Origin of the sequence: Nonomuraea sp. NPDC001636 (assembly GCF_040298265.1) — a bacterium.
Taxonomy (GTDB): domain Bacteria; phylum Actinomycetota; class Actinomycetes; order Streptosporangiales; family Streptosporangiaceae; genus Nonomuraea.
Genome location: NZ_JBEOZT010000029.1, coordinates 104,510 through 125,527, shown reverse-complemented (window position 1 = coordinate 125,527; position 21,018 = coordinate 104,510). Strand labels below are relative to the sequence as shown.

The 21,018-nt window shown below is 71.8% G+C and carries 20 protein-coding genes; 11 read left to right on the top strand and 9 right to left on the bottom strand.

Annotation, left to right across the window (positions count from 1 at the left end):
• Window positions 1-99 precede the first annotated feature (99 nt).
• The 3 genes from ABT158_RS40425 (at window position 100) to truA (ending at window position 2,771) form a co-directional block, all read left to right on the top strand.
• Entirely contained in the window at window positions 100-1,116 is a 1,017-nt protein-coding gene (locus tag ABT158_RS40425; RefSeq protein WP_043623495.1) for a DNA-directed RNA polymerase subunit alpha, read from the top strand.
• 159 nt (window positions 1,117-1,275) lie between these two features.
• Window positions 1,276-1,812 carry a 50S ribosomal protein L17 gene (rplQ, locus tag ABT158_RS40420; protein WP_352362883.1) on the top strand — a complete coding sequence of 179 codons (537 nt, stop codon included), beginning with the start codon at window positions 1,276-1,278 and terminating at the stop codon, window positions 1,810-1,812.
• 80 nt (window positions 1,813-1,892) lie between these two features.
• Entirely contained in the window at window positions 1,893-2,771 is an 879-nt protein-coding gene (gene truA / locus ABT158_RS40415; protein ID WP_352362881.1) for a tRNA pseudouridine(38-40) synthase TruA, read from the top strand.
• On the opposite strand, the gene ABT158_RS40410 is transcribed toward truA, so the two are convergent.
• The 3 genes from ABT158_RS40410 to ABT158_RS40400 form a co-directional block, all read right to left on the bottom strand.
• Window positions 2,736-4,892: a hypothetical protein gene (locus tag ABT158_RS40410; RefSeq protein WP_352362879.1), complete on the bottom strand. Its 2,157-nt coding sequence runs from the start codon at window positions 4,890-4,892 to the stop codon at window positions 2,736-2,738. The genes truA and ABT158_RS40410 overlap by 36 nt on opposite strands.
• A 1,231-nt stretch (window positions 4,893-6,123) precedes the next feature.
• Window positions 6,124-7,227, bottom strand: a complete 1,104-nt coding sequence (locus ABT158_RS40405; protein WP_352362877.1) for a hypothetical protein — start codon at window positions 7,225-7,227, stop codon at window positions 6,124-6,126.
• Window positions 7,228-7,281: 54 nt separating this feature from the next.
• Window positions 7,282-8,043, bottom strand: a complete 762-nt coding sequence (locus ABT158_RS40400; protein WP_352362875.1) for a CAP domain-containing protein — start codon at window positions 8,041-8,043, stop codon at window positions 7,282-7,284.
• 322 nt (window positions 8,044-8,365) lie between these two features.
• Here ABT158_RS40400 and rplM point away from each other — a divergent pair, with 322 nt between their 5' ends.
• From rplM to glmM, 3 genes are read left to right on the top strand one after another with little or no spacing between them, the layout of a single operon-like run.
• Window positions 8,366-8,809: a 50S ribosomal protein L13 gene (gene rplM / locus ABT158_RS40395; protein ID WP_352362873.1), complete on the top strand. Its 444-nt coding sequence runs from the start codon at window positions 8,366-8,368 to the stop codon at window positions 8,807-8,809.
• A gap of 26 nt (window positions 8,810-8,835) precedes the next feature.
• Complete coding sequence (gene rpsI / locus ABT158_RS40390; RefSeq protein WP_352362871.1) at window positions 8,836-9,357, top strand: 30S ribosomal protein S9; 522 nt, start codon at window positions 8,836-8,838, stop codon at window positions 9,355-9,357.
• Window position 9,358: 1 nt separating this feature from the next.
• Window positions 9,359-10,708: a phosphoglucosamine mutase gene (glmM, locus tag ABT158_RS40385; protein ID WP_352362869.1), complete on the top strand. Its 1,350-nt coding sequence runs from the start codon at window positions 9,359-9,361 to the stop codon at window positions 10,706-10,708.
• A 43-nt stretch (window positions 10,709-10,751) separates the two neighbouring features.
• Here glmM and ABT158_RS40380 read toward each other — a convergent pair whose 3' ends face one another.
• The 5 genes from ABT158_RS40380 to ABT158_RS40360 are packed head-to-tail and all read right to left on the bottom strand — an operon-like array spanning window position 10,752 to window position 15,102.
• Window positions 10,752-11,468 carry an ABC transporter permease gene (locus ABT158_RS40380; protein WP_352362867.1) on the bottom strand — a complete coding sequence of 239 codons (717 nt, stop codon included), beginning with the start codon at window positions 11,466-11,468 and terminating at the stop codon, window positions 10,752-10,754.
• Window positions 11,469-12,383, bottom strand: a complete 915-nt coding sequence (locus tag ABT158_RS40375) for an ABC transporter ATP-binding protein (protein WP_352362865.1) — start codon at window positions 12,381-12,383, stop codon at window positions 11,469-11,471.
• On the bottom strand, window positions 12,380-13,234 hold the full coding sequence (locus ABT158_RS40370; RefSeq protein WP_352362863.1) for an ABC transporter permease subunit: 855 nt from the start codon (window positions 13,232-13,234) through the stop codon (window positions 12,380-12,382). Before ABT158_RS40370 ends, ABT158_RS40375 begins: the two co-directional genes overlap by 4 nt.
• The gene (locus ABT158_RS40365) at window positions 13,227-14,135 is read right to left on the bottom strand and encodes an ABC transporter ATP-binding protein (protein WP_352362861.1); all 909 of its coding nucleotides are present in this window, start codon (window positions 14,133-14,135) and stop codon (window positions 13,227-13,229) included. The genes ABT158_RS40370 and ABT158_RS40365 overlap by 8 nt, the downstream gene beginning before the upstream one ends.
• A 40-nt stretch (window positions 14,136-14,175) precedes the next feature.
• Window positions 14,176-15,102 carry a DUF389 domain-containing protein gene (locus ABT158_RS40360; RefSeq protein ID WP_352362860.1) on the bottom strand — a complete coding sequence of 309 codons (927 nt, stop codon included), beginning with the start codon at window positions 15,100-15,102 and terminating at the stop codon, window positions 14,176-14,178.
• A 63-nt stretch (window positions 15,103-15,165) separates the two neighbouring features.
• On the opposite strand from ABT158_RS40360, the gene ABT158_RS40355 reads away from it, so the two are divergent.
• On the top strand, window positions 15,166-15,300 hold the full coding sequence (locus tag ABT158_RS40355) for a hypothetical protein (protein WP_352318657.1): 135 nt from the start codon (window positions 15,166-15,168) through the stop codon (window positions 15,298-15,300).
• On the opposite strand, the gene coaA is transcribed toward ABT158_RS40355, so the two are convergent.
• The gene (gene coaA / locus ABT158_RS40350) at window positions 15,272-16,174 is read right to left on the bottom strand and encodes a type I pantothenate kinase (RefSeq protein WP_352362923.1); all 903 of its coding nucleotides are present in this window, start codon (window positions 16,172-16,174) and stop codon (window positions 15,272-15,274) included. The genes ABT158_RS40355 and coaA overlap by 29 nt on opposite strands.
• A gap of 206 nt (window positions 16,175-16,380) precedes the next feature.
• Here coaA and ABT158_RS40345 point away from each other — a divergent pair, with 206 nt between their 5' ends.
• From ABT158_RS40345 to alr, 4 genes are all read left to right on the top strand, one after another.
• Window positions 16,381-17,784: a PhoX family protein gene (locus ABT158_RS40345; RefSeq protein WP_352362858.1), complete on the top strand. Its 1,404-nt coding sequence runs from the start codon at window positions 16,381-16,383 to the stop codon at window positions 17,782-17,784.
• Window positions 17,785-17,797: 13 nt separating this feature from the next.
• Window positions 17,798-18,148, top strand: coding sequence for a holo-ACP synthase (locus ABT158_RS40340; RefSeq protein WP_352318661.1), 351 nt, complete (start codon window positions 17,798-17,800; stop codon window positions 18,146-18,148).
• Window positions 18,149-18,263: 115 nt separating this feature from the next.
• On the top strand, window positions 18,264-19,727 hold the full coding sequence (locus ABT158_RS40335; protein ID WP_352362856.1) for an NAD(P)H-hydrate dehydratase: 1,464 nt from the start codon (window positions 18,264-18,266) through the stop codon (window positions 19,725-19,727).
• 135 nt (window positions 19,728-19,862) lie between these two features.
• On the top strand, window positions 19,863-21,011 hold the full coding sequence (gene alr / locus ABT158_RS40330; protein ID WP_352362921.1) for an alanine racemase: 1,149 nt from the start codon (window positions 19,863-19,865) through the stop codon (window positions 21,009-21,011).
• Window positions 21,012-21,018 lie beyond the last annotated feature (7 nt).

The following is a 21,018-nucleotide window of genomic DNA, read 5'->3' as shown; positions in this document are numbered from 1 at the left end:
ACGTCCTAGTTCGGGTGCGGATTTCCGTACCCGAACTAGACTGTTTATCGGAGTGGCGTCATATAGCGGGCGCCGCACGACAAGGGGAGAACCCACACCATGCTGATCGCTCAGCGTCCGACTCTTCTCGAAGAGTCGATCGACGAGACCCGGTCCCGGTTCGTCATCGAGCCGCTGGAGCCGGGCTTCGGCTACACCATCGGCAACTCGCTGCGCCGCACGCTGCTGTCGTCCATCCCGGGCGCGGCCGTGACGAGCATCCGCATCGAGGGCGTGCTGCACGAGTTCTCGACCGTTCCCGGGGTCAAGGAAGACGTCACCGACATCATCCTGAACCTCAAGGAGCTGGTCGTCTCCTCCGAGCACGACGAGCCGGTCGTGATGTACCTGCGCAAGCAGGGCCCGGGTGAGGTCACCGCCGCCGACATCGCGCCTCCGGCCGGTGTCGAGGTGCACAACCCCGAGCTGCGCATCGCCACGCTCAACGGCAAGGCGAAGCTGGAGATGGAGCTGACCGTCGAGCGCGGTCGCGGCTACGTCTCCGCCGCCCAGAACAAGCAGCCGGGCCAGGAGATCGGGCGCATCCCGATCGACTCGATCTACTCCCCGGTGCTCAAGGTCACCTACAAGGTCGAGGCGACCCGAGTCGAGCAGCGCACCGACTTCGACCGTCTCATCCTCGACGTCGAGACCAAGCCCGCCATGAAGCCCCGCGACGCGGTGGCCTCGGCCGGCAAGACCCTCGTCGAGCTCTTCGGCCTGGCCCGTGAGCTCAACGTCGAGGCCGAGGGCATCGACATCGGCCCGTCGCCGACCGACGCCGCCCTGGCCGCCGACCTGGCGCTGCCGATCGAGGAGCTGAACCTGACCGTTCGCTCCTACAACTGCCTCAAGCGCGAGGGCATCCACACCGTGGGTGAGCTCGTCGCCCGCAGCGAGCAGGACCTTCTCGACATAAGGAACTTCGGGGCCAAGTCGATCGAAGAGGTCAAGCAGAAGCTGCACGAGATGTCGCTGGCGCTCAAGGACTCCCCGCCCGGGTTCGACCCGAGCGCGGTGGCCGGCGGCGGCTACGACGACGACGACAGCGCGTACGTCGAGACCGAGCAGTACTGAGCCTCGTGCGGAGACCCGTCTCCGCACGTGCCCCGCACGCGCCGAGTGGCCCAGCCGCTCGGCGCGTGACGAACGTAACGGCCCAGTCGTGGTGACTGCGGCCGGCCCGACTCCGGTACCTGGTACGGCCGGGGCGGGTTAACCCAAGAGGAGAAAGCAATGCCCAAGCCCACCAAGGGTGCACGTCTTGGCGGCAGCCCGGCGCACGAGCGGCTGATCCTGGCGAACCTCGCCACGGACCTGTTCCGCCACGGCAAGATCCGCACGACGGTTGCCAAGGCCAAGCGCCTTCGCCCGCTGGCGGAGCGCCTGATCACCAAGGCGAAGAAGGGCGACATCCACAACCGTCGCCAGGTCCTGACCGTGGTCAAGGACAAGGGCGTGGTTCACCACCTGTTCACCGAGATCGCGGTGACGTTCGCCGAGCGTCCGGGTGGTTACACCCGGATCACCAAGATCGGCGCGCGTAAGGGCGACAACGCTCCGATGGCCGTCATCGAGCTGGTGTCCGAGCCGCTGAACGGTGTCACCACCCGCCGTACCGAGGCTCCGGCCGCCGCTGCCGCTCCGGCTCCGGCCGCCGAGGAGACCGAGGCCGCCGAGACCGAGGCCCCCGAGGCCGCCGCCGAGGAGACCCCGGCTGCCGCCGAGGAGGCTCCGGCCGCCGAGGCCGAGGCGAAGAAGGACGAGGCCTGATCTCTCAGGCTGGTTGAATCGGGCCCGGACCCCCTTCGCGGGGGTCCGGGCCCTTTTCCGTGAACGCGAAAGGGACGATCGTGCTACGGCTCCGCCTGGATCTGGCATACGACGGGACCGACTTCTCCGGATGGGCGAGGCAGCCCGGTCGCCGTACGGTCCAGGGTGAGATCGAGCTGGCGCTCACCAGGATCCTGCGCCTGGGCGAGCCCGCCGCGCTGACCGTGGCCGGGCGTACGGACGCGGGCGTGCACGCGCGCGGCCAGGTGGCGCACGTGGACGTGCCGGCCGGATCGCTCGCCGAGCTCGACGGCAACCGCGGGCCCCTGGACGTCGATGAGCGGCTCTCTGCGCTCGTCCGGCGGCTGGGGGGGATCCTGCCCCTGGATGTACGCGTTCATCGGGTCTCGGTGGCTTCTGAGGGCTTTGACGCCCGATTCTCGGCGATGTTCCGGCGGTACGCGTACCGGGTGTGCGACACGGCGGGCGGGGTCGACCCGCTGCGACGGCACGAGGTGGTCTGGCACAGCCGTCCGCTGGACCTCGACGCCATGAACGAGGCGGCCAGGCGGCTGGTGGGCGAGCACGACTTCGCGGCGTTCTGCAAGAAGCGCGAGGGCGCCACGACGATCAGGGAACTGCAGCGCCTGGAGTGGACGCGCGAGCCCGACGGCGTGCTGGTGGCCGCCGTCGTGGCGGACGCGTTCTGCCACTCGATGGTCCGGGCGCTGGTGGGCTCGCTGCTGGCCGCGGGCGACGGGCGGCGGCCGGTGGAGTGGCCCGGCCAGGTGCTGACGCGGGCCGTACGGGACTCCGGGGTGCACGTCGCGCCCGCGCACGGGCTGTGCCTGGAGGAGGTGGGCTACCCGGCGGCGGACGAACTCGCCGCGCGGGCCGCCGCCACCCGGCGGGTCCGCACGCTCTCAGCCCTTGGTGACGCGGCGCTCCAGGACGAGTGAGGTCTGGTCCCGGAACGCCCCGCTGACCTTGGCCAGCGTCTTGTCGCCGGCGTCCGGAGTGTGGCCGTCGGCGTGGGTGGCGTAGCTGAAGACGATGTACCTGCCCCACACCAGGCCGGCCGCGTAGCCGCCGGCGATGGACACCCGCTCGCCCCCGCTTCCCTTCGCACCCGGCAGCGCGCGGAACCAGACGTTGCGCGAGAGGTTCTTGGCCTGGTCGGTCTGGACGGCGTCCTCCTTGGTCGGCAGCACCGCGATGCCGGTGGTCACGGCGTAGCGGCGCTTGCTGTCGACGAAGGTGGCCCGGATGATCCGGCTGCACTTCCGCTCGCGCAGCGCGTCGGCGAACGCGCCGGTCGCCGCCTTGTCGCAGCTCGTCTCGGTGTCGGTCTTGACCCTGGTGAACGTCGTGCCGGCGGCGGAGACCTTCTTCTTCGGGAACGCCTCCGTCAGGGACATCTTCTTCGGGTCGGTCTCCTCCGAATTGAGCATGGACGCGCCCGGGACGTCGGCGGGCGGGCTGCTGGTCAGCTCCGAGGTGGGCAGCAGCGTGGGCGGGGCGGGGGTGGCGCCCGCGGTCGTGGCGGCCGACGGGGCGGTGTTCAGCGCGCGGTAGGCGAAGAAGCCGCCGGTCGCGACCCCTGCCAGGGCCAGTGCGCCGAGGGTCACGAGCAGGGCTCGCTTGCTCTTGCCGCGGGCCGGGGGCGGTGGTGGCGGGATCTGGAACGGGGGCTGCCTGAACGCGCCGGGTGGGAAGGTGGGCGTGCCGTGGGGCGGGGTGGGGAGGTCCAGGGCGGTGCCGGGCCTCTTCGTCCACAGGTCCTGGTTGAAGGGCAGGTCGGGGAGTTTCTCCTGGGTGGGGGACGGGTCCTGATGCGGCTCCGGTGAGGGCCGGGGTTCGGCCTGCCTGTTGTCCTGGCCCGGTTCTGCTGCGTGGGTGTGCTGTGCAGGTGTGGCGGGAGAGTGGCCGGTCGCGCGTTGCGTCGCCTCGTCGGGCCTTTCGTCCGGGTGCCTGTCCTCCGGGCGCTTCTCCTCGGCGGGGGGCATAGGAGGCCATACGGGGACGTCGCCCGGCTCCGGGGGGCGGCCCGTCGGGTTGGTGGGGTGGGGCTCGACGTGGTGGGCCGTCCGCATGGGGCCGGTGGGCTCCTCGCGGGGGTCGGTCGCGCGCATGCCCTGAGGCGGGGTGTCCAGGGCTGCCGGGTCGTGCTCCTCGTGCGGAGGGGCCGGGGTGGCGTGCTGCTGGACGGTGGCGGCGGCGTCGCGCTTGGCGGCCTCGGGGTCGAAGTAGTGGGCCGCCTTGGGGATGCCGCCCGGGCGGGTGGCATCGGGGTCGTACGAACCGGCCTCGGGCTCGTAGGGACCGGCTTCTGGCTCGTATGGACCGGCCGCGGGCTCGTATGGACCGGCCTGGGGGGCGAAGCGTCCGGCGTCGGGGGCGAACTGTCCGGGCTCGGAACCGAACCGTGCGGCGTCAGGGCCGTCGTGTGGCGCGGCGTCCGGGGTGTCGAGGGCGTCGGCGGGGTGGCCGGGCGGCGGTGTTGTTGGGTGGGCGGTCGGTGCGCCGGTGGATGTGCTGGCGCGGCCGCTCGGGGTGTCGGTCGGCGGGGTGGGGAACCGGGTGGGCTGCTGGTCGGCGGCTGCCGGGGGCGCGGGGTGACCGGCCTGGGCGGTGGGGAACCGGGCGGTGGGGTCGCCGAGGGCCGGGTCGTCGGTGTCCGGCTCGGCTACGAGTTCGCCCGTGGCGGCGGGCCAAGGGGGCATGGCGTGCGGGTCGGCGACCGGGGCGGGCCACACCTGAAGGCCCGCGGCGGCAGCCGTGAACGCCGGCGGCGGTTCCCACGGCGGCGCACCCGGTACGACCGGCCCTGACTGCTCCCACGGCGGCGCGCCCGGCGCGGCGGACTGGCCTAGCCAGGCGGAAGGGTCTTCCTCCGGGATGGCGGCCCACTGGCCGGGGGCAGGGGTCCAGGAGGCGTCGTCCTCCGGCTGCGGACCCAGGGGGGAGTTCTCCGCGGGCTGCGGGCCCCCGGTGGAGGTCCCCGCGGGCTGCGGACCCCGGCTGGCGTCGTTCTGGGGTTGCCGGCTCCAGGGGGCTCCGGCCTCCGGCTGTGGGCCCATGGCGGGGTTGCCCTCCGGGTGCTGGCTCCAGCTGGTGTCGTTCCCGGGCTGTGGGCCCCAGGTGGCTTCGGTGGCGTTTCTGGGGGTCCAGGCGGCTTGGTCGGGGGCTTGGGGGGCCCAGGCGGGTGTGCCGGCGGTGCCTGCGCCCGGCCCGGTCTCGCCGGACGGCCTGGGGCCCCAGCCGGCTTCGGTCGGGGTGCCGAGGGGGCGTCCGGGGTCGCTGACGGCTCTGGGCGGCGAGGCGGCTTGGTCGGGAGCTTGGGAGGCCCAGGCGGGCGGCTGGGCGGACGATCGGGACAACTCGCCGGCCGCGTCGGAGATCTGGGGGGCCCAGGCGGGCCTCGTCGGGGCGTCGACAGCCCACTCGGGGGCATCGGCAATCCCTGCGGGGTCGGAAGCCGAGCCGGGCGTTCCGGGCATGGACGCGGAGGCAGCCGAGGTGCCGGAGGCGGACGTGGGGGCTCCGGGAGTGCCGGGAGCGGGTGTTCCCGGGATGCCGGATCCGGAGGCCGAGGCTGGGGTGGGTGGAGCGGCCGTGGGGGTGTTCGGCGTGCCGGTTGGCCAGGGGCCGGTGTCTCTGCGGGGGGCCCGCATGGCGGTGACGGTGTCTTCGCCGATTCCCGGGCCTTGAGGGGCGTCGGCCTGGGGAGGCGCGAAGGGGGCGCCGGTGGCGGGTACGGGCGCGCCGTAAGGGGCGTGAGGCCCAGGGACGTTGAAGGGACCGGAAGCTTCGGAACGGCCGCCCGCGCGAGGGCCGGAGGTCTCGGGAAGCGCCCCGGGCCCGGAGGAGGCGCCTGGGGTGTCGAAGGGGGTGCTGATGGAGGGGGGTGGAGCGGGGGCGGGGGAGCTCGGGGACGGTGGGGTGTCGGGGGCGTCGTCGGCGAACCAGTCGTAGGGGGCCGAGTCGTCGTCGGCCACCTCCCACGGCTGTACGCCGGCGGACGCCTCCTCGGGCTCCGGTGGAGTGCCACCTGGAACCCGCGTCTCGTCGCCGGTCGGCTCACCTGACGGAGGGAACGCCGACGGGACGCCGCTGCCGATGCGGCCGAAACTCGGCGGTGGCATCGGCGATGCGGTCGTACGGTCGGCTTCCCTGCGATCGTGCTCGGACCCGGGTTCCTGGCCACGCATAGGGCGAGCCTAGCGAGAGTAGCGAGATCGTTATGTCGGTATGGGGGTTCCCCGCGGGATCCGCCGTCCTCTTTGTGGGGTTATCGGGCGGGATGCCGGTTCAGCTGAGCGCGCTCCCCGTCATCGAGCGGTTGTCCAGAGCCTTGAAGACGGTCGCGTCGCTGAGGTCCTTGATGGCTTCGAGGATGCGCTTCGATTCCTTCTTGTCCGGCTTGCTGCCGTCCTTGTTCTGGAACCACACCATGATCGCGTAGTGGCCGTGCGTCGAGATCTTGGCGCCGCCGCTGCCCGAGCCGAGCATCTTGGTGACGCTGTCCTTGCCGGCCAGCGGCTTGACATAGTTGCTCGCGTCGCCGACCTTGGCCACCTTGCTGGCGGTGCCGCTGGTCTTGAGGTTGGCCACGCCGATCGTGCCGATCACCTTGCCGGACTTGTCGCGGAAGCTGGCCCGGAGGAGCTGGGTGCACTTGCCCGACTTGAGCGCCTTCTGGAGCTTGTCGCCCAGAGCGCCGTCGGTGCACTTCTTGTCCTTGCTGGTGACCGTCATCTCGTACGCGCGTCCCGAGACGTTGATCTTCTTGGTCGAGCCGAAGATCTCCTTGACCGTGATCGGGTCGGGGTCGGTCTTGCGCTCGGCGGCGAAGCCGTACTTGCCGGGCGGGGCCGAGGGGAGCGGCGCGGAGGTCCTGGTGGGGGCGCCGGCCTCGGCGGTGCTGGGGCCGTCCGCGTTCCACATCAGCGCCAGGCCGCCGCCGAGCAGGCCCAGCAGCAGGACGCCGCCGATCGCGAAGTACAGCGGGGCGCGCGAGCGCCGGCCCTCGTCGTAGGGGCTCCAGCCGACCCGGCTCTGCGGCGGCTGCGGCGGCTGCTCGGACTCTCCCGCCTGCCCTGACTGCCCCGGCTGTCCCGACTGCGCCGACTGCTCGGACTGCGACGAATACGGCGGCTGACCGAACGCCCCCGACTGGCCGAACGCCCCGGACTGGCCGAACGCCCCCGACTGGCCGAACGATCCGGACTGGCCGGGCTGCTCGGGCGGCAGGAACTGGCCGGTGCGGGCGGACTGCGGCGGCTGCGAAGGCCCGGGGAACGGAGACTGCGAGGACGGAGCCTGCGAGGACGGCGGCTGCGGGAAGGGAGACTGCTGAGTGGTCTCGCTCTCGGCGGCGCGCTCCCTGCGCAAACGGCGGGGACCGCTGTCCATGCCACGTTCCTCATTGCCGTTGGAAACCATGCGGAGACATTACCGTGATGTTCGTCATTGAGTTCCGAAGTCCTGGGTCCACCATGGGCCGTCCGGTCCGGCGGCGACGCCGACGCCGATGGCCTTGAGGGTGCAGTCCAGGATGTTCCTGCGGTGGTCGCGGCTGTCCAGCCAGCCGCGTACGGCCTGCTCGGGCGTGCTGTAGCCGTTGCCGATGTTCTCGGCGGCGCCCCAGTGGTAGCCGGCGCGGTCCATGCGGTCCCAGGGGGAGGCGCCGTCGGGGGAGTTGTGGGCGAGCTGCCCGGTGCGCGCCATCTCCAGCGAGTGCTCGCGCGCCGAGCGTCCCAGCCTGCCGTCCACCCGCAGCGGCCCGCAGCCGTGCTCGGCGCGGGCGGCGTTGGTGAGCGTGACGACCCGGGCGGCCATGCCGGGGATCACCTTGGCCTGGTCGCCGCCGCCGGTGAACACCTGGGTGGGGTCGTCCGCGGCGTCGAAGCCGGGGATCTGCCCTTCGGGGGTCTTGGCGGGCTTGGGGGTGGACCTGCCGCGCGGCGTCCTGACCGTGCTGGCCTGTCGCGGGATGCGGTCCAGCTCGGGCCGGGCCTTCTGCCCGGCGGTGGGCGCGGGACGCGCGGTGGCCGCGGCCGGTGGGGCGGTCTCGTTGAGGTAGATGTGGGCGGTGGGCTCGACGTCGTCGGACAGCCGGCCGAGCAGCACGCCGGTGAACAGCGCGGCCATCAGGCAGGCCAGCACGCCCAGGCTGTTCCGGCGCCGCGCGCCCCGCTGGGTTTGCCGGGTGTGAGAGTTCCGCCACATACCGCAGCTAACGATAGAGATGTCGGGTACTGGGAAAGAAGGGATCCCAGGGAAACGAAATGGAACCGTTCTGCTGTCAGGTACACTCGTGCAGGGTTACCGGTCTTTTGACCTGCGCGCCGATAGGCGGGTAACCTAATCGTTCGTTGTGTGCATAGGTCCAGCGTGACCGATGCGCGGCGCGTCCGGCGTCATCTCCCATCGTCAAGCCCATCGGGCTCGGGAGACGGAAGGTCCGGGCTGCCGTGTGCCCGCACCGACCGACCCATGTAGCTGTCGCATCCGACAGCGCCGAAGACGCGAGCAAAAGAAGGCTACGACCGTGCGCACGTACTCACCGAAGCCCGCCGACGTCCAGCGTCAGTGGTACGTCATCGACGCGACCGATGTCGTGCTGGGCCGGCTGGCCAGCCACGTCGCGAACCTGCTCCGCGGCAAGCACAAGCCGATCTTCGCCAACCACGTCGACACCGGTGACTTCGTCATCGTCATCAACGCCGACAAGATTGCGCTGAGCGGTAACAAGCGTGAGCAGAAGAAGGCGTACCGTCACTCGGGCTACCCGGGCGGTCTGCGTTCCGTCACCTATGGCGAGCTCATGGACAAGCGTCCCGACAAGGCCGTCGAGAAGGCCGTAAAGGGCATGCTGCCGAAGAACTCCCTCGGCCGGCAGATGGCCAAGAAGCTGAAGGTCTACGCGGGTTCCGAGCACCCGCACCAGGCCCAGCAGCCGGTGCAGTTCCAGATCACCCAGATCGCCCAGTAGTAGTTCGAAAGAGTTAGAGGAGAACCGTGGCTGAGCCCACCGGTGTCGAGACGGTCGTCGAGACCGAGCTGGAGGAAATCTCCGGCGAGGACTTCCCGTCCGAGTACACCACCGAGTCCGCTGCCAGCGCTGACGCGCCCGTGCGCAAGCCCGTCACCACGGGTAACTCGTACGGCACCGGCCGCCGCAAGGAGGCGATCGCCCGCGTGCGCATCGTCCCCGGCACCGGCAAGTGGACGATCAACGGTCGTTCGCTGGACGTCTACTTCCCGAACAAGGTCCACCAGCAGATCGTCAACGAGCCCTTCGTGGTCCTCGGCGCCGAAGAGGCGTTCGACGTCATCGCGCGCATCGACGGCGGCGGCGTCACCGGCCAGGCCGGCGCGCTGCGCATGGGCCTGTCCCGCGCCCTGGCGATCCTGGACGTCGACGTCAACCGCCCGCCGCTGAAGAAGGCCGGCTTCCTCACCCGTGACGCCCGCGCCACGGAGCGGAAGAAGTACGGCCTCAAGAAGGCCCGCAAGGCTCCGCAGTACAGCAAGCGCTAAATTGGCGCGCCTTTTCGGCACCGACGGGGTACGTGGGGTCGCTGGTCGCGACCTCACGGCCGAGCTCGCCATGGACCTGTCCGTGGCGGCCGCCCATGTACTCGGTGATGCGGGCGCGTTCGCGGCCACGGGACGTCGTCCCGTGGCCGTCGTGGGCCGGGACCCGCGAGCCTCCGGGGAGTTCCTGGAGGCCGCAGTGGTCGCCGGCCTCGCGGCGTCCGGAGTGGATGTGCTGCGCCTCGGCGTGCTGCCCACCCCGGCCGTCGCCCATCTCACCGCCGCGCTCGGCGCCGACCTCGGCGTCATGCTGTCCGCCTCGCACAACGCGGCGCCGGACAACGGCATCAAGTTCCTGGCCAGGGGCGGCTTCAAGCTGTCCGACGCGGTCGAGGACGAGATCGAGCGCCGGCTCGGTGAGAGCTGGTCCTTCCCCGTCGGTTCGGGGGTCGGCCGCGTGCGCGACGCGTACGGCGAGGCCGACCGCTACATCTCGCACGTCCTGACCACGATGACCGCCGCGCTCGACGGCCTGCACGTCGTGGTCGACTGCGCGCACGGCGCCGCTCACATGGTCGCGCCCGAGGCGCTGGTGCGGGCGGGCGCCCGGGTCGAGGCCATCGGCGCCAGACCCGACGGGCTCAACATCAACGCCGGGCACGGCTCCACCCACCTGGACAAGCTCCAGCAGGTGGTCGTGTCCAGGGGCGCCGATCTGGGCGTGGCCTACGACGGCGACGCCGACCGCTGCCTGGCGGTCGACCACACCGGCACGGTCGTCGACGGCGACCAGATCATGGCGGTGCTCGCCGCCGCCATGCACGGCGACGGCCTGCTGTCCAAGGACACCGTGGTCGCGACCGTCATGTCCAACCTGGGCTTCAAGCTGGCGATGCGCGAGACCGGCATCACCGTGATCGAGACCGCGGTCGGCGACCGTTATGTCCTCGAACGCATGAAGTCCGACGGGTTCAACCTGGGCGGCGAGCAGTCCGGTCACGTCATCATGCTCGACCACGCCACCACGGGCGACGGCCTGCTCACCTCGCTCCACCTGCTGGGCGTGGTGGCCAAGTCGGGCGTCCCGCTGAAGGAGCTGGCCTCGGTGATGACCCCGCTGCCGCAGATCCTGATCAACGTCAAGGACGTCGACAAGGGCAAGACGTCGGTGCCCGAGCTCATCGCCGCCGTGGCCGAGGCCGAGGCGGAGCTGGGGGAGACCGGCCGGGTGCTGATCCGGCCGAGCGGCACCGAGCCCATGATCCGGGTGATGGTGGAGGCCGCCTCCGAGGAGCACGCCAACCAGGTGGCGGGCCGCCTGGCCGACGTGGTCCGTACGGCCTGCGCCTCCTGACGCGCCTGGGCGGGTACGGCCGCGCGCCGTACCCGCCGGGCCGCTACTCGTCGCCGGTGAGGGCGAACACCCGCAGCCTGCGGCCGGCCCAGAAGACCGCGCCCACGGTCACGACGACCAGCGCCGGCACGGCGAAGCTCATCGCGACCTTCGCCCCCAGGAAGGGCGAGTCGGAGATCTGGTCGGCGATGGCCATGGCCCACTCCTGGATGGAGAACTTGCCCGCCCCCTCGATGAAGCTCGCCACGGTGACCTCCCAGACGAGGGCGTAGATGACGCCGATCGTGACCGCGTGCTTGGTCACGACCCCGAGGAGCAGGAAGAGCCCGGCGTAGGCGATGCCGGCGATCAGGGCGCCGAGGGCGAAGCCGGCCGCGATGCCGTCCTCGCCGCCCACCAGGATCCAGGCCGCCACGTACGTCGGCAGGGCCCCGAACACGGCCATGAGCGAGGCCGCCACCCCGAACTTGGTCAGGGCGATCACGGGCCTGGAGATGGGCTTGGACATCAGGTGGATGACGGTGCCGTCGTCGATCTCCGGCGCGATGACGCCGGTGCCCGCGATGACCCCCAGCAGCGGCAGCATCGCCTTGATGGCGAAGTCCTTCATCAGGTCCACGGCCAGCTTCTGGTCGGCGCCGGTCGCCACGCGCAGCAGCACGGCCAGGGCGATCAGGGCCAGCGGGAGCAGCAGGAGCAGGATGATGCGGCGACGCCCGAGCAGTGAGCGGTACGTGATGCCCGCGACCACGGTGTTCATTCAGGTGCTCCTGTTGATCAGGTAGGCGAAGACGCTCTCCAGGTCCTCGTCGGCGGGGGAGACCTGGTGCAGGCGCACACCCTCGTCGCGGGCGACGCGGGGGAGCAGCCGGGCGAAGCGCCGCAATTCGGTCGCCTGGACCTCCAGGCCGTCCGGGCGGAGCGTGATGCCGCCGGCCGACTCGTCGCGGATCAGGGCCGCGGCGAGCTTCCTGTCGTCGCTGGACCGGATGACGAACAGGTGGGGCCGGTCGGTCATCAGGCGTCTGATCTCGCGGAAGTTGCCCGAGGCGGCGTGCCGGCCGGACACCAGGACCTCGATGTGCTGGGCGACCCGCTCGACCTCCTCCAGGATGTGCGAGCTGAACAGGATCGTCTTGCCCGCGGTGCCCATGGCGCGGATGAGGTCCATCAGGTGGAGGCGCTGGCGCGGGTCCATGCCGTTGAACGGCTCGTCGAGCAGCAGCACGGCCGGGTCGTGGACGAGGGCGGCGGCCACCTTGACCCGCTGGCGCATGCCCTTGGAGTACGTCTCCACCCGGCGGTCCTTCGGCTCCTCCATCTCGACCGTGGCCAGGGCCTTGCGGGCGGCCTCGACGGGGTCGGGGAGGCCGTGCAGGCGGGCGGCGGACAGGACGAACTGCCAGCCGGTGAGGAACCCGTACACGCCCTCGCGTTCCGGGACCAGACCGATATTTCGGTAGATGTGGTGGTTCTTCCAGACCTGGGTGCCGTCCAGCGTGACCGAGCCGCCGGACGGCGCCAGGAACCCGGCCATCATGTGCAGCAACGTCGACTTGCCCGCGCCGTTGGGCCCGAGCAGGCCGGTGACGCCGGGACCGATCGTCATGGTCACGTCGTTGACCGCCACCACGTTGCCGTACCAGCGGGACACCTGGGAGAGCTCGATCTTCATCGCGAGGCCGCCTTCCTGTAGCGCAGCGCGAGAGCGGCCAGGCCGACGCCGATCAGCACCACCAGGATCGCCGCCGAGGCGGGACCGTTCGGGTACGGGCCGTCGGCGTGGGACGGGGTGCCGAACAGCCACGACTGCACCGAGTCGACCAGCCAGAACGGGTTCATCAACCAGGCCCAGGCGGCCCCCGACTCGTTCCCGGTGTTGAGCATCGTGCCGTAGAGCAGCGGCACCGACGCCGAGGACAGCAGGTAGACCGTGATCACCGAGGCCACCCCCAGCCCGCGCCGCGGCGTGAACGAGGCGAGGGCCAGGCCGAACGCCGACAGCAGCAGCGCCAGCACCAGCGCCATGAGCAGCGCGCCGACGTACTCGCCGGTGGCGGGCGGCCCCGGCATGTCCACGACCAGCTCGCCGATCCACAGCAGCGTCAGCGGCCCGCCGACCAGCAGGAACAGCGCGGCGGTCATCGCGATCACCTTGGCGGTCACGTACTGGAGGACCGAGATCGGCCGCGACAGGTACAGGGGCAGCACGCGGTGGCGCAGGTCGGGGGCGACGACCGTGGGGGCCTGGGAGGCCAGGAAGATGGCCACCACGGCCTGCATGACGACGGCGTACCCGCTGTAGGGGATGCCGCGCTGCTTGGCCAGCGCCATGAACGCGATCGACACCACCATGGGCAGCAGCATGATGACGACCAGCGCGAACGGCACGATCTTGCTGCGCGCCGGACGGCCGAGGCCGAAGACGCCGCGCAGGCTGTGGACGGTGAGCGCGCGGGTGGCGTACGCGCCGCCCATGCGGGGGCCGTCGTAGTGCCGGTAGCCGATGTCGTAGATCTCAGACATTGGCCGCCTCCTCCCTGAAGACGTCCTCGATGCGGTGGCGTCCCTGTTCGAGGCGGATCAGGCACAGGTCGAGGTCGACGGCGGCGTCGCGGACGGCGTCGTAGGTCTCGGGCCCGAGCACCTTGACCACCAGCAGGCGGCCCTGCTGGGAGACGGTCTGGCCGGTCTCGGTCAGGCGCCGGGCCAGGGGCTCCAGGCCGTCCTCGACCTCGACCGTGACGGTCTGGGTGGCCTGGGTGAACTCCGAGATCGCCGACGAGCGCAGCAGCCGGCCGCCGTCGATGACGATCACGTGGTCGCAGATGCGTTCCAGCTCGCCCAGCAGGTGGGAGGTGACCAGCACGCTGATGCCGAACTCGGTGCCGATGCGCCTGATCAGCGTCAGCATCTCGTCGCGGCCGCGCGGGTCGAGCCCGTTGGTGGGCTCGTCGAGGAAGACGAGTTTGGGGTCGTGCACGAGAGCCTGGGCCAGCTTGACCCGCTGCTTCATGCCGGTGGAGTAGCCGCCGATCGGGCGGTATCGCTCTTCGGCCAGGCCCACGTGGCGCAGCACGTCGGCGGCGCGCTCGCGGGCGGCCGTGCGCGGCAGCCCGGAGATCCTGGCGAGGTGGACGACCAGTTCGGTCGCGGAGACGTCGGGAGGGAGGCATTCGTGCTCGGGCATGTAGCCGACGAGCCGGCGGATCTCGGCGCCCTGCGCGGTCACGTCGAGGTCGAGCACCCGCGCGGCGCCCTGGCTGGGCGGCAGCAGGCCGAGCAGCATCTTGATCAGTGTCGACTTGCCCGCGCCGTTCGCCCCCACCAGCCCGGTGACGCCGGATCCCACGGTCACCGTGAGCCCGTCGACCGCGGTGACGGTGGGGAAACGTTTGGTCAGCCCCTCGGTGGCGAGGATGTGCATGTGGCGGACCCTACCCGGCGCGGGGTGGGCCTGGCCTCGTTCACACGGATGAACGCTGTCCTACTTGAGGCCAGAATTTCCGCTGGACCAACAGCGTGGCGGTGCCCGAGATGACCATGCCGAGGATGTTCACCGCGAGCTGCGAGACCGACCCGGAGACCTCCGCCCAGTCGCCGAGCCCCAGCGCGACGGCGAGGTAGCCGGCCGCCGGGACCGTGGTGACCGAGATGAACACGCCGATCAGCGCCGAGGACTTGCCCGCCGTCACTGACAGGACGCCCGCCGCCCCCGCCAGCAGCGCCACGATGAACGACCACTTGTCCGGCTTGACGATGAACTGCACCTCCGCGTTCACCTTCAGGTTGCCGATGTCGATCCAGCCCAGCCAGTTGGAGACCAGCGCGCAGGCGAAGGTGAGGGCGATGGCGACGGTGAAGCCGATGACCAGCGTCCGGAGAGCGGTGGTGATCAGGCGTCCGCGCCGGCCCAGCAGGCCGAAGCAGATCGCGGCGATCGCGCCGAACTCCGGGCCGAGCACCATCGCGCCGACGATCAGGATGGGCGAGTTCTGCAGCACGCCGATGCCCGCGAGCTGCGTCGCGATGGCCAGGAAGGCCAGGTAGGCCCAGGTGATGCGGGACTCGCTGGAGACCTTGTGGGCCAGCTCCTCCCACACCACCGCGTCGTCGGGATCGCCGGGCGCCTCCTCGACCGCCGCCGTGGCGGCCCTGGACAACGACAGGTCCACCTGCTCGATGGCGATCGAGCCGACGTCCTCCACCCACTTGAGCCGGCTGATCACCTCGTTGGCCGCCTCGCGGGCGGCGTCGCAGAGGACGACGTCGCCCGCCGGCTCGCGGGCCGCCCCGGGCAGCACGATGACGTTGGTGACGCCCGTGCACCCCTGCAACAGCGCGACGGCCTCGTCGGTGCGGCCGGCAGGGATGATGAGTCGGAGATGCAGCACCCCGCCATTGTTGTCCATCGGACATTGACGTCGCGTTGACCGCCGTACGCGAGGCTGCCTCACATGACTCGCTTCAGATGCCACGATCACGGTGAGGACTGCTGGTTCGCCGACATCGACGACCAGGAGTGCGCGGGCCGGTTCGCCGCCTACGTCTTCGACGAGGTGTTCAGGTCCGGCGAAGCCGTACCCGCCTGACCGCGTGGTCGGCGCCCTTCTGCAGGACGAGGTCGGCGCGTCCCCTGGTGGGGGCGATGTTCTCGACCAGGTTGCGCTCGTTGATGTCGCGCCAGACGTTGACCGCGAAGTCCGTGGCCTGCTCGTAGGTGAGCTCGGCGATGTACTTGAAGTAGGACTTCGGGTCCTCGAAGGCCGTGCGGCGCAGCTTGTGGAACCGTTCGACGTACCAGGTGCGGATGTCCTCGACCTTGGCGTCCACGTAGATGGAGAAGTCGAAGTAGTCGTTGACGGCCAGGGACGTGGGCGGGGCGGGCTGGAGGACGTTCAGCCCCTCGATGATCAGGATGTCTGGATTTTTCACGACCTGGCGGGCGCCGGGGACGATGTCGTACTCCAGATGGCTGTAGACCGGCGCGTACACCTCGGGAGCGCCCGCCTTGACCTCCGCCACGAACCTGACCAGCGCGCGCCGGTCGTAGCTCTCCGGGAAGCCCTTGCGCTGCATGATGCCCTTGGCCTCCAGCACCGCGTTGGGGTAGAGGAAGCTGTCGGTGGTGATCAGCTCCACGTGCGGGTGCTCGGGCCAGCGGGCCAGCAGGGTGTGCAGGAGCCGCGCCGTGGTCGACTTGCCGACCGCGACGCTCCCGGCGATGCCCAGGATGTACGGCACGCGCGTCCCCGCGTCGCCGAGGAAGGCGCTCAGGACGCTGCTGCGCTGCTTGGACCCGGTGAAGTGCAGGTTGAGCAGCCGGGTCAGGGGGAGATAGATGTCGGTGACCTCGGTGAGGTCGATGGGGTCATCGACGCCGCGCAGGTCCTCCAGCTCGTCTGCGGTGAGAGTCAAGGGCGTGTTCTTGCGGAGCTCGCTCCACTGCTCCCTGCTCAGTTCCACGTAGCCGTTGTTCACCTAGGCAGCGTAGCGATGCGGGACAAATGCGATCATGGGCGGGTGGTGCGCGGGCGGACATCCACAGCCTGTGGATAAAAACGTGGGATTACCAAAGCATGATTCCGGGAAGAAAGACCGGTCCTGACGATCCGGGCGTGCCGGAACCGGCGGGCGGCTACTGTTCCGGACGTAGCCTCCCGGGAGGTCCTGTGGATCGCCGTCGCTTCCTCGCCAGCGTGCTGGCCGTGGCCGGGCCCTTCGCCGGGGTCGCCTGCGCCGGGGCCAGGGGCGGCGTCCGGCCCGCCGTCGGCTACGGGCCGCTGCGACCCGTCGCCGACCTGCGCGACGGCAAGGTCCGCCTGCACCTTCCCGACGGCTTCCGGTACCGCTCGTTCAGCGCCGCGGGCGAGAAGTTCACCGACGGCTCCACCGTCCCCGGCCGGCACGACGGCATGGCGGCCTTCAGCGGCCCCAAGGGCAGCACGATCCTCGTCCGCAACCACGAGGTCACCGGCCCGGTCGGCGCGTTCGGCGACAAGGACACCGCCTACGACCCGGAGGCCGGCGGCGGCACCTCGACCCTGCACGTCACCCGCCACGGCGAGGTGCTCAGCAGCGGCCCCTCGCTCAACGGCACCATGACCAACTGCTCCGGCGGCCCCATGCCGTGGCGGGCCTGGGTGAGCTGCGAGGAGACGGTCAACGGGCCCGACGTGGGCGACGACCCGTCCGGGAGCGACAACAGCAAGCTCAAGCGCAGGCACGGCTACCTGTTCGAGGTGCCGGTCGACGGGGTCGCGAGCGCCCGCCCGATCAGGTCGGCCGGCCGCTTCCCGCACGAGTCGGCCGCCTTCGACCCAGCCGCCGGAGCCGTCTACCTCACCGAGGACAACTTCTCCTTCCCCTCGGGCTTCTACCGCTACCTGCCGCCCAAGCACCCGATGCGGGAGGGCCGGCTGCTCGACGGCGGCCGGCTGCAGATGCTCGCCGTCGCCGGCGCCGAGCGCGCCGACCTGTCGCGCGGGCAGCGGGCGGGGGCCTCCTACGCCACGCGCTGGGTGGACATCGACGAGCCCGACCCCCGCTTCATCGGCAGACCGCCGTACGAGGAGGCCGTCCAGGCGGTGGGCCGGCAGGGGCGCGCGGGCGGCGCGGCGATCTTCGCCAGGCTGGAGGGCGCGGTCTTCCACCAGGGCGTGGTGTACTTCGTCTCCACCCAGGGCGGGGCCACCGCGCCGGGCGACCGGCCGCCGCCCGGGTTCGGCGACGGGCGGGGCCAGGTGTGGGCGTACGAGACGTGGAGCGGGCGGCTGCGGCTCGTCTACGAGTCGCCGCGCTCGTCGGCGCTCGACCTGCCCGACAACGTGACCGTCAGCCGGCGCGGCACGCTGGTGCTCTGCGAGGACGGCGACGGCGACAACTTCCTGCGCGGCCTCACCAGGACGGGCGAGATCTTCGACTTCTGCCGCCTCCAGCCGATCCCGGGCGATCCGGGCGCCGAGTTCGCCGGCTCGACGTTCGGGCCGGGCGGCCAGACGCTCTACGTCAACGTCCAGGCCGTCCAGGGGCGGTCGTTCGCCATCTGGGGGCCGTGGGAGCGCGGCCTGTTCTGAGTAGCCTGGGACGATGATCCTGGGTATCGGAGTGGACATCGTCGACATCGCCCGCTTCGAGGCGGCTCTCGAACGTACGCCGCAGCTGCGCGAGCGGCTGTTCACCGACCTCGAACGGCCGCTGCCGGCGCACTCGCTGGCCGCCAGGTTCGCCGCCAAGGAGGCCGTGGCCAAGGCGCTCGGCGCGCCCAGGGGGCTCGGGCACCTGGAGGCCGAGGTGCGCTGCGACGAGCTGGGCAAGCCCGAGCTGCACGTGTCGGGCAAGGTCGCCGAGGTGGCCTACGGCCTCGGGGTCAAGCGCTGGCACCTGTCCCTCAGCCATGACGGGGGCGTCGCCGTGGCCTATGTGATCGCGGAGGGATAGTTTCGGATCATGCGCGCCAGGGAGTGCCGTCGCGTGGAGCGGCACGGGAGCGAAGCGACCGGAGCGGGGGAAGGCGGCGGCAGATGGCGACCGAGCAGCCGAACGGAGTGAGGCCATGAAGACCGCCTACACCGCCGACCAGATCCGGGACGCCGAGCGCACGCTGATGGCGCGCCTGCCCGAGGGCACCCTCATGCAGCGGGCCGCCCACGGTCTCGCCGCCGCCTGCGCCGACCTGCTGGGCCGGGTGTACGGCGCCCGCGTCGTGCTGCTGGTCGGCAGCGGCGACAACGGCGGCGACGCCCTCTACGCCGGCGAGCGCCTGGCCCGCCGGGGAGCCCGGGTCGAGGCGGTCCTGGCCGGCGCCAAGACGCACGAGGGCGGCCTGCGCGCCTTCCTCGACGCCGGAGGCCGCGTGGCCGGCCCGTCAGCGGCCCAGGACGTCCAGGACGCCGACCTGATCGTGGACGGGCTGGTGGGCATCGGGGCCGCGGGCGCGCTGCGCGAGCCGTACGCCCGGCTGGCCGAGGAGGCGAACGCGGCCCACGGCACGATCGTCGCGGTCGACGTGCCGAGCGGCGTCGAGGCGAGCACCGGGCGGGTCGCGGGCGCGGCGGTGCGGGCGCGGGTGACGGTGACGATGGGGGCGTACAAGACGGGGCTGCTGGTCGATCCGGGCGCCGCGCACACGGGCCGGATCGAGCTGGTCGACATCGGGCTCGGCCCCTTCCTGCCCGACCCCGACGTCGCGGCGCTGACCCGCGCGGACGTGGAGGACCTGCTGCCCAGACCCGGCAACGAGTCCGACAAATACCGCAGGGGCGTGCTCGGGGTGGCCGCGGGCAGCGACCTGTACACCGGCGCGGCCGTGCTGGCCGTGGGCGGCGCGCTGCGGGCGGGCGCGGGCCTGGTCCGCTACGCGGGCACGCACGAGCCGGTCCAGCAGGTGCGCGCCCACTGGCCGGAAGCGGTGATCACGCCGCTCGACCGGCCGTCCGTCGAGGACGTGGGCCGCGTCCAGGCGTGGCTGCTCGGCCCGGGGCTCGGCACCGGCGACTGGGCGCACGAGCTGGCCGCCCGCGTGCTGGCCTCGGACGTCCCGGTGCTGATCGACGCCGACGGGCTCACGCTGGTGGCCCGCGACCGGTCGTTGCTGCGCAGGCGGGCGCCCGTGCTGATCACGCCGCACGCGGGCGAGCTGTCGCGGCTGATCGGCGTGAGCCGCGACGGCATCGAGGCCGCCCGGCTGGAGCACGCCCGCCGGGCCGCGGCCGAGCTGGGCGTGACCGTGCTGCTCAAGGGCTCGACCACGGTGGTGGCCGAGGAGGCCAGGCCGGTCCGGGTCAACGAGACCGGCACGTCGTGGCTGGCCACCGGGGGCACCGGCGACGTGCTGTCGGGCGTGGCGGGCGCGCTGCTGGCCCAGGGGCTGTGCTGTTACGACGCGGCCTCGGTCGGCGCGTACGTGCACGGGCTGGCCGGCCGGCTGGCCGCCCGCGGCGCCCCGCTCACCGCGGCCGGCGTGGCGACGGCCGTCCCGGACGCCATCCGGTCCGTCCACGGCGACCCCCGTCTCTGAGGCCGTCCGGTCCGTCCACGGCGAACCTCGTCCCTGAGGCCGTCCGCTTCGTCCGCGGCGAACCCCGTCCCTGAGCGGTGCGAACCGCGCTCGACCACCCGTCTGAGCTGCCACACTGGAGGGATGTACTCCTCGATGGCCACCCCCGCCGAGGCGCGGGTCGATCTGTCCGCGATCCGGCACAACGTGGCCCTGCTCAAGGAGCGGGCGGGCGGCGCCGAGCTGATGGGGGCCGTCAAGGCCGACGCCTACGGCCACGGGCTGGTGCCCTCGGCCAGGGCCGTCCTTGAGGGCGGCGCGTCCAGGCTGGGCACGGCCTTCGTCGCCGAGGCGCTGGCGCTGCGCGAGGGCGGCGTCACCGCGCCCGTCCTGGCCTGGCTGATCACCCCGGGCGAGCCCCTCGACCGGGCCGTGGCACAGGACATCGAGCTGTCGGCCGCCCACAAGGGGCTGCTCGACGAGATCGCGGCCGCCGCCCGCCGCGTGGGCCGTCCGGCCAAGCTGCACCTGGAGGCCGACACCGGCATGAGCAGGGGCGGCGCGCCGCCGGCCGCCTGGCCGGGCCTGCTGAGCAGGGCGCTCGCGCTGCGGGCGGAGGGCGTCGTCGAGATCGTCGGCCTGTGGTCCCACTTCGCCTGCGCCGACCTGCCCGGCCATCCCTCGGTCGAGCAGCAGCTGGAGGCGTTCGAGAGCGCGCTGAAGCAGGCCGAGCAGGCGGGCGCCGCCGGGTCGTCGGTGATCAGGCACCTGGCCAACTCGGCCGCCGTCCTGACCCTGCCCGCCGCCCGCTTCGACCTGGTCAGGCCGGGCATCGCCATGTACGGCCTGAGCCCCGTCCCCGAGCTGGGCGACTTCGGGCTGCGTCCGGCCATGACGCTGACGGCCAGGATCGCGCTCGTCAAGCGGGTCCCTGAGGAGTCGGGCGTCTCCTACGGCCACCTCTACGTCACCGACCACGAGACCACCCTCGGCCTCGTGCCGCTCGGCTACGCCGACGGCATACTCCGGCACGCGTCGGGAAGAGCCGAGGTGCTGGCGGGCGGGCGCCGCCGGAAAGTGGCGGGCCGGGTGTGCATGGACCAGTTCGTGATCGACGTCGGCGACGACCCCTTGTCGCCGGGCGACGAGGTGGTGCTGTTCGGTCCCGGCGACGGGGGCGAGCCGACCGCCCAGGAATGGGCGGATACCCTCGGCACGATCACGCATGAGATCGTGACCAGGATCGGTTCCCGGGTGCCACGGGTCCACCAGCATGTGACGGCGGGCACTCCGGAGCGGCCATGAGCGGAGA

Bases quoted from the DNA above. Each gene is read 5' to 3' on its own strand.
- ABT158_RS40425 (WP_043623495.1), top strand. From the start codon at position 100: ATGCTGATCGCTCAGCGTCCGACTCTTCTCGAAGAGTCGATCGACGAG.
- rplQ (WP_352362883.1), top strand. From the start codon at position 1,276: ATGCCCAAGCCCACCAAGGGTGCACGTCTTGGCGGCAGCCCGGCGCAC.
- ABT158_RS40410 (WP_352362879.1), bottom strand. From the start codon at position 4,892: ATGGGCCCACAGCCGGAGGCCGGAGCCCCCTGGAGCCGGCAACCCCAG.
- ABT158_RS40405 (WP_352362877.1), bottom strand. From the start codon at position 7,227: ATGGACAGCGGTCCCCGCCGTTTGCGCAGGGAGCGCGCCGCCGAGAGC.
- ABT158_RS40400 (WP_352362875.1), bottom strand. From the start codon at position 8,043: ATGTGGCGGAACTCTCACACCCGGCAAACCCAGCGGGGCGCGCGGCGC.
- ABT158_RS40380 (WP_352362867.1), bottom strand. From the start codon at position 11,468: ATGAACACCGTGGTCGCGGGCATCACGTACCGCTCACTGCTCGGGCGT.
- ABT158_RS40375 (WP_352362865.1), bottom strand. From the start codon at position 12,383: ATGAAGATCGAGCTCTCCCAGGTGTCCCGCTGGTACGGCAACGTGGTG.
- ABT158_RS40370 (WP_352362863.1), bottom strand. From the start codon at position 13,234: ATGTCTGAGATCTACGACATCGGCTACCGGCACTACGACGGCCCCCGC.
- ABT158_RS40365 (WP_352362861.1), bottom strand. From the start codon at position 14,135: ATGCACATCCTCGCCACCGAGGGGCTGACCAAACGTTTCCCCACCGTC.
- ABT158_RS40355 (WP_352318657.1), top strand. From the start codon at position 15,166: ATGACTCGCTTCAGATGCCACGATCACGGTGAGGACTGCTGGTTCGCC.
- ABT158_RS40340 (WP_352318661.1), top strand. From the start codon at position 17,798: ATGATCCTGGGTATCGGAGTGGACATCGTCGACATCGCCCGCTTCGAG.
- ABT158_RS40335 (WP_352362856.1), top strand. From the start codon at position 18,264: ATGAAGACCGCCTACACCGCCGACCAGATCCGGGACGCCGAGCGCACG.
- alr (WP_352362921.1), top strand. From the start codon at position 19,863: ATGGCCACCCCCGCCGAGGCGCGGGTCGATCTGTCCGCGATCCGGCAC.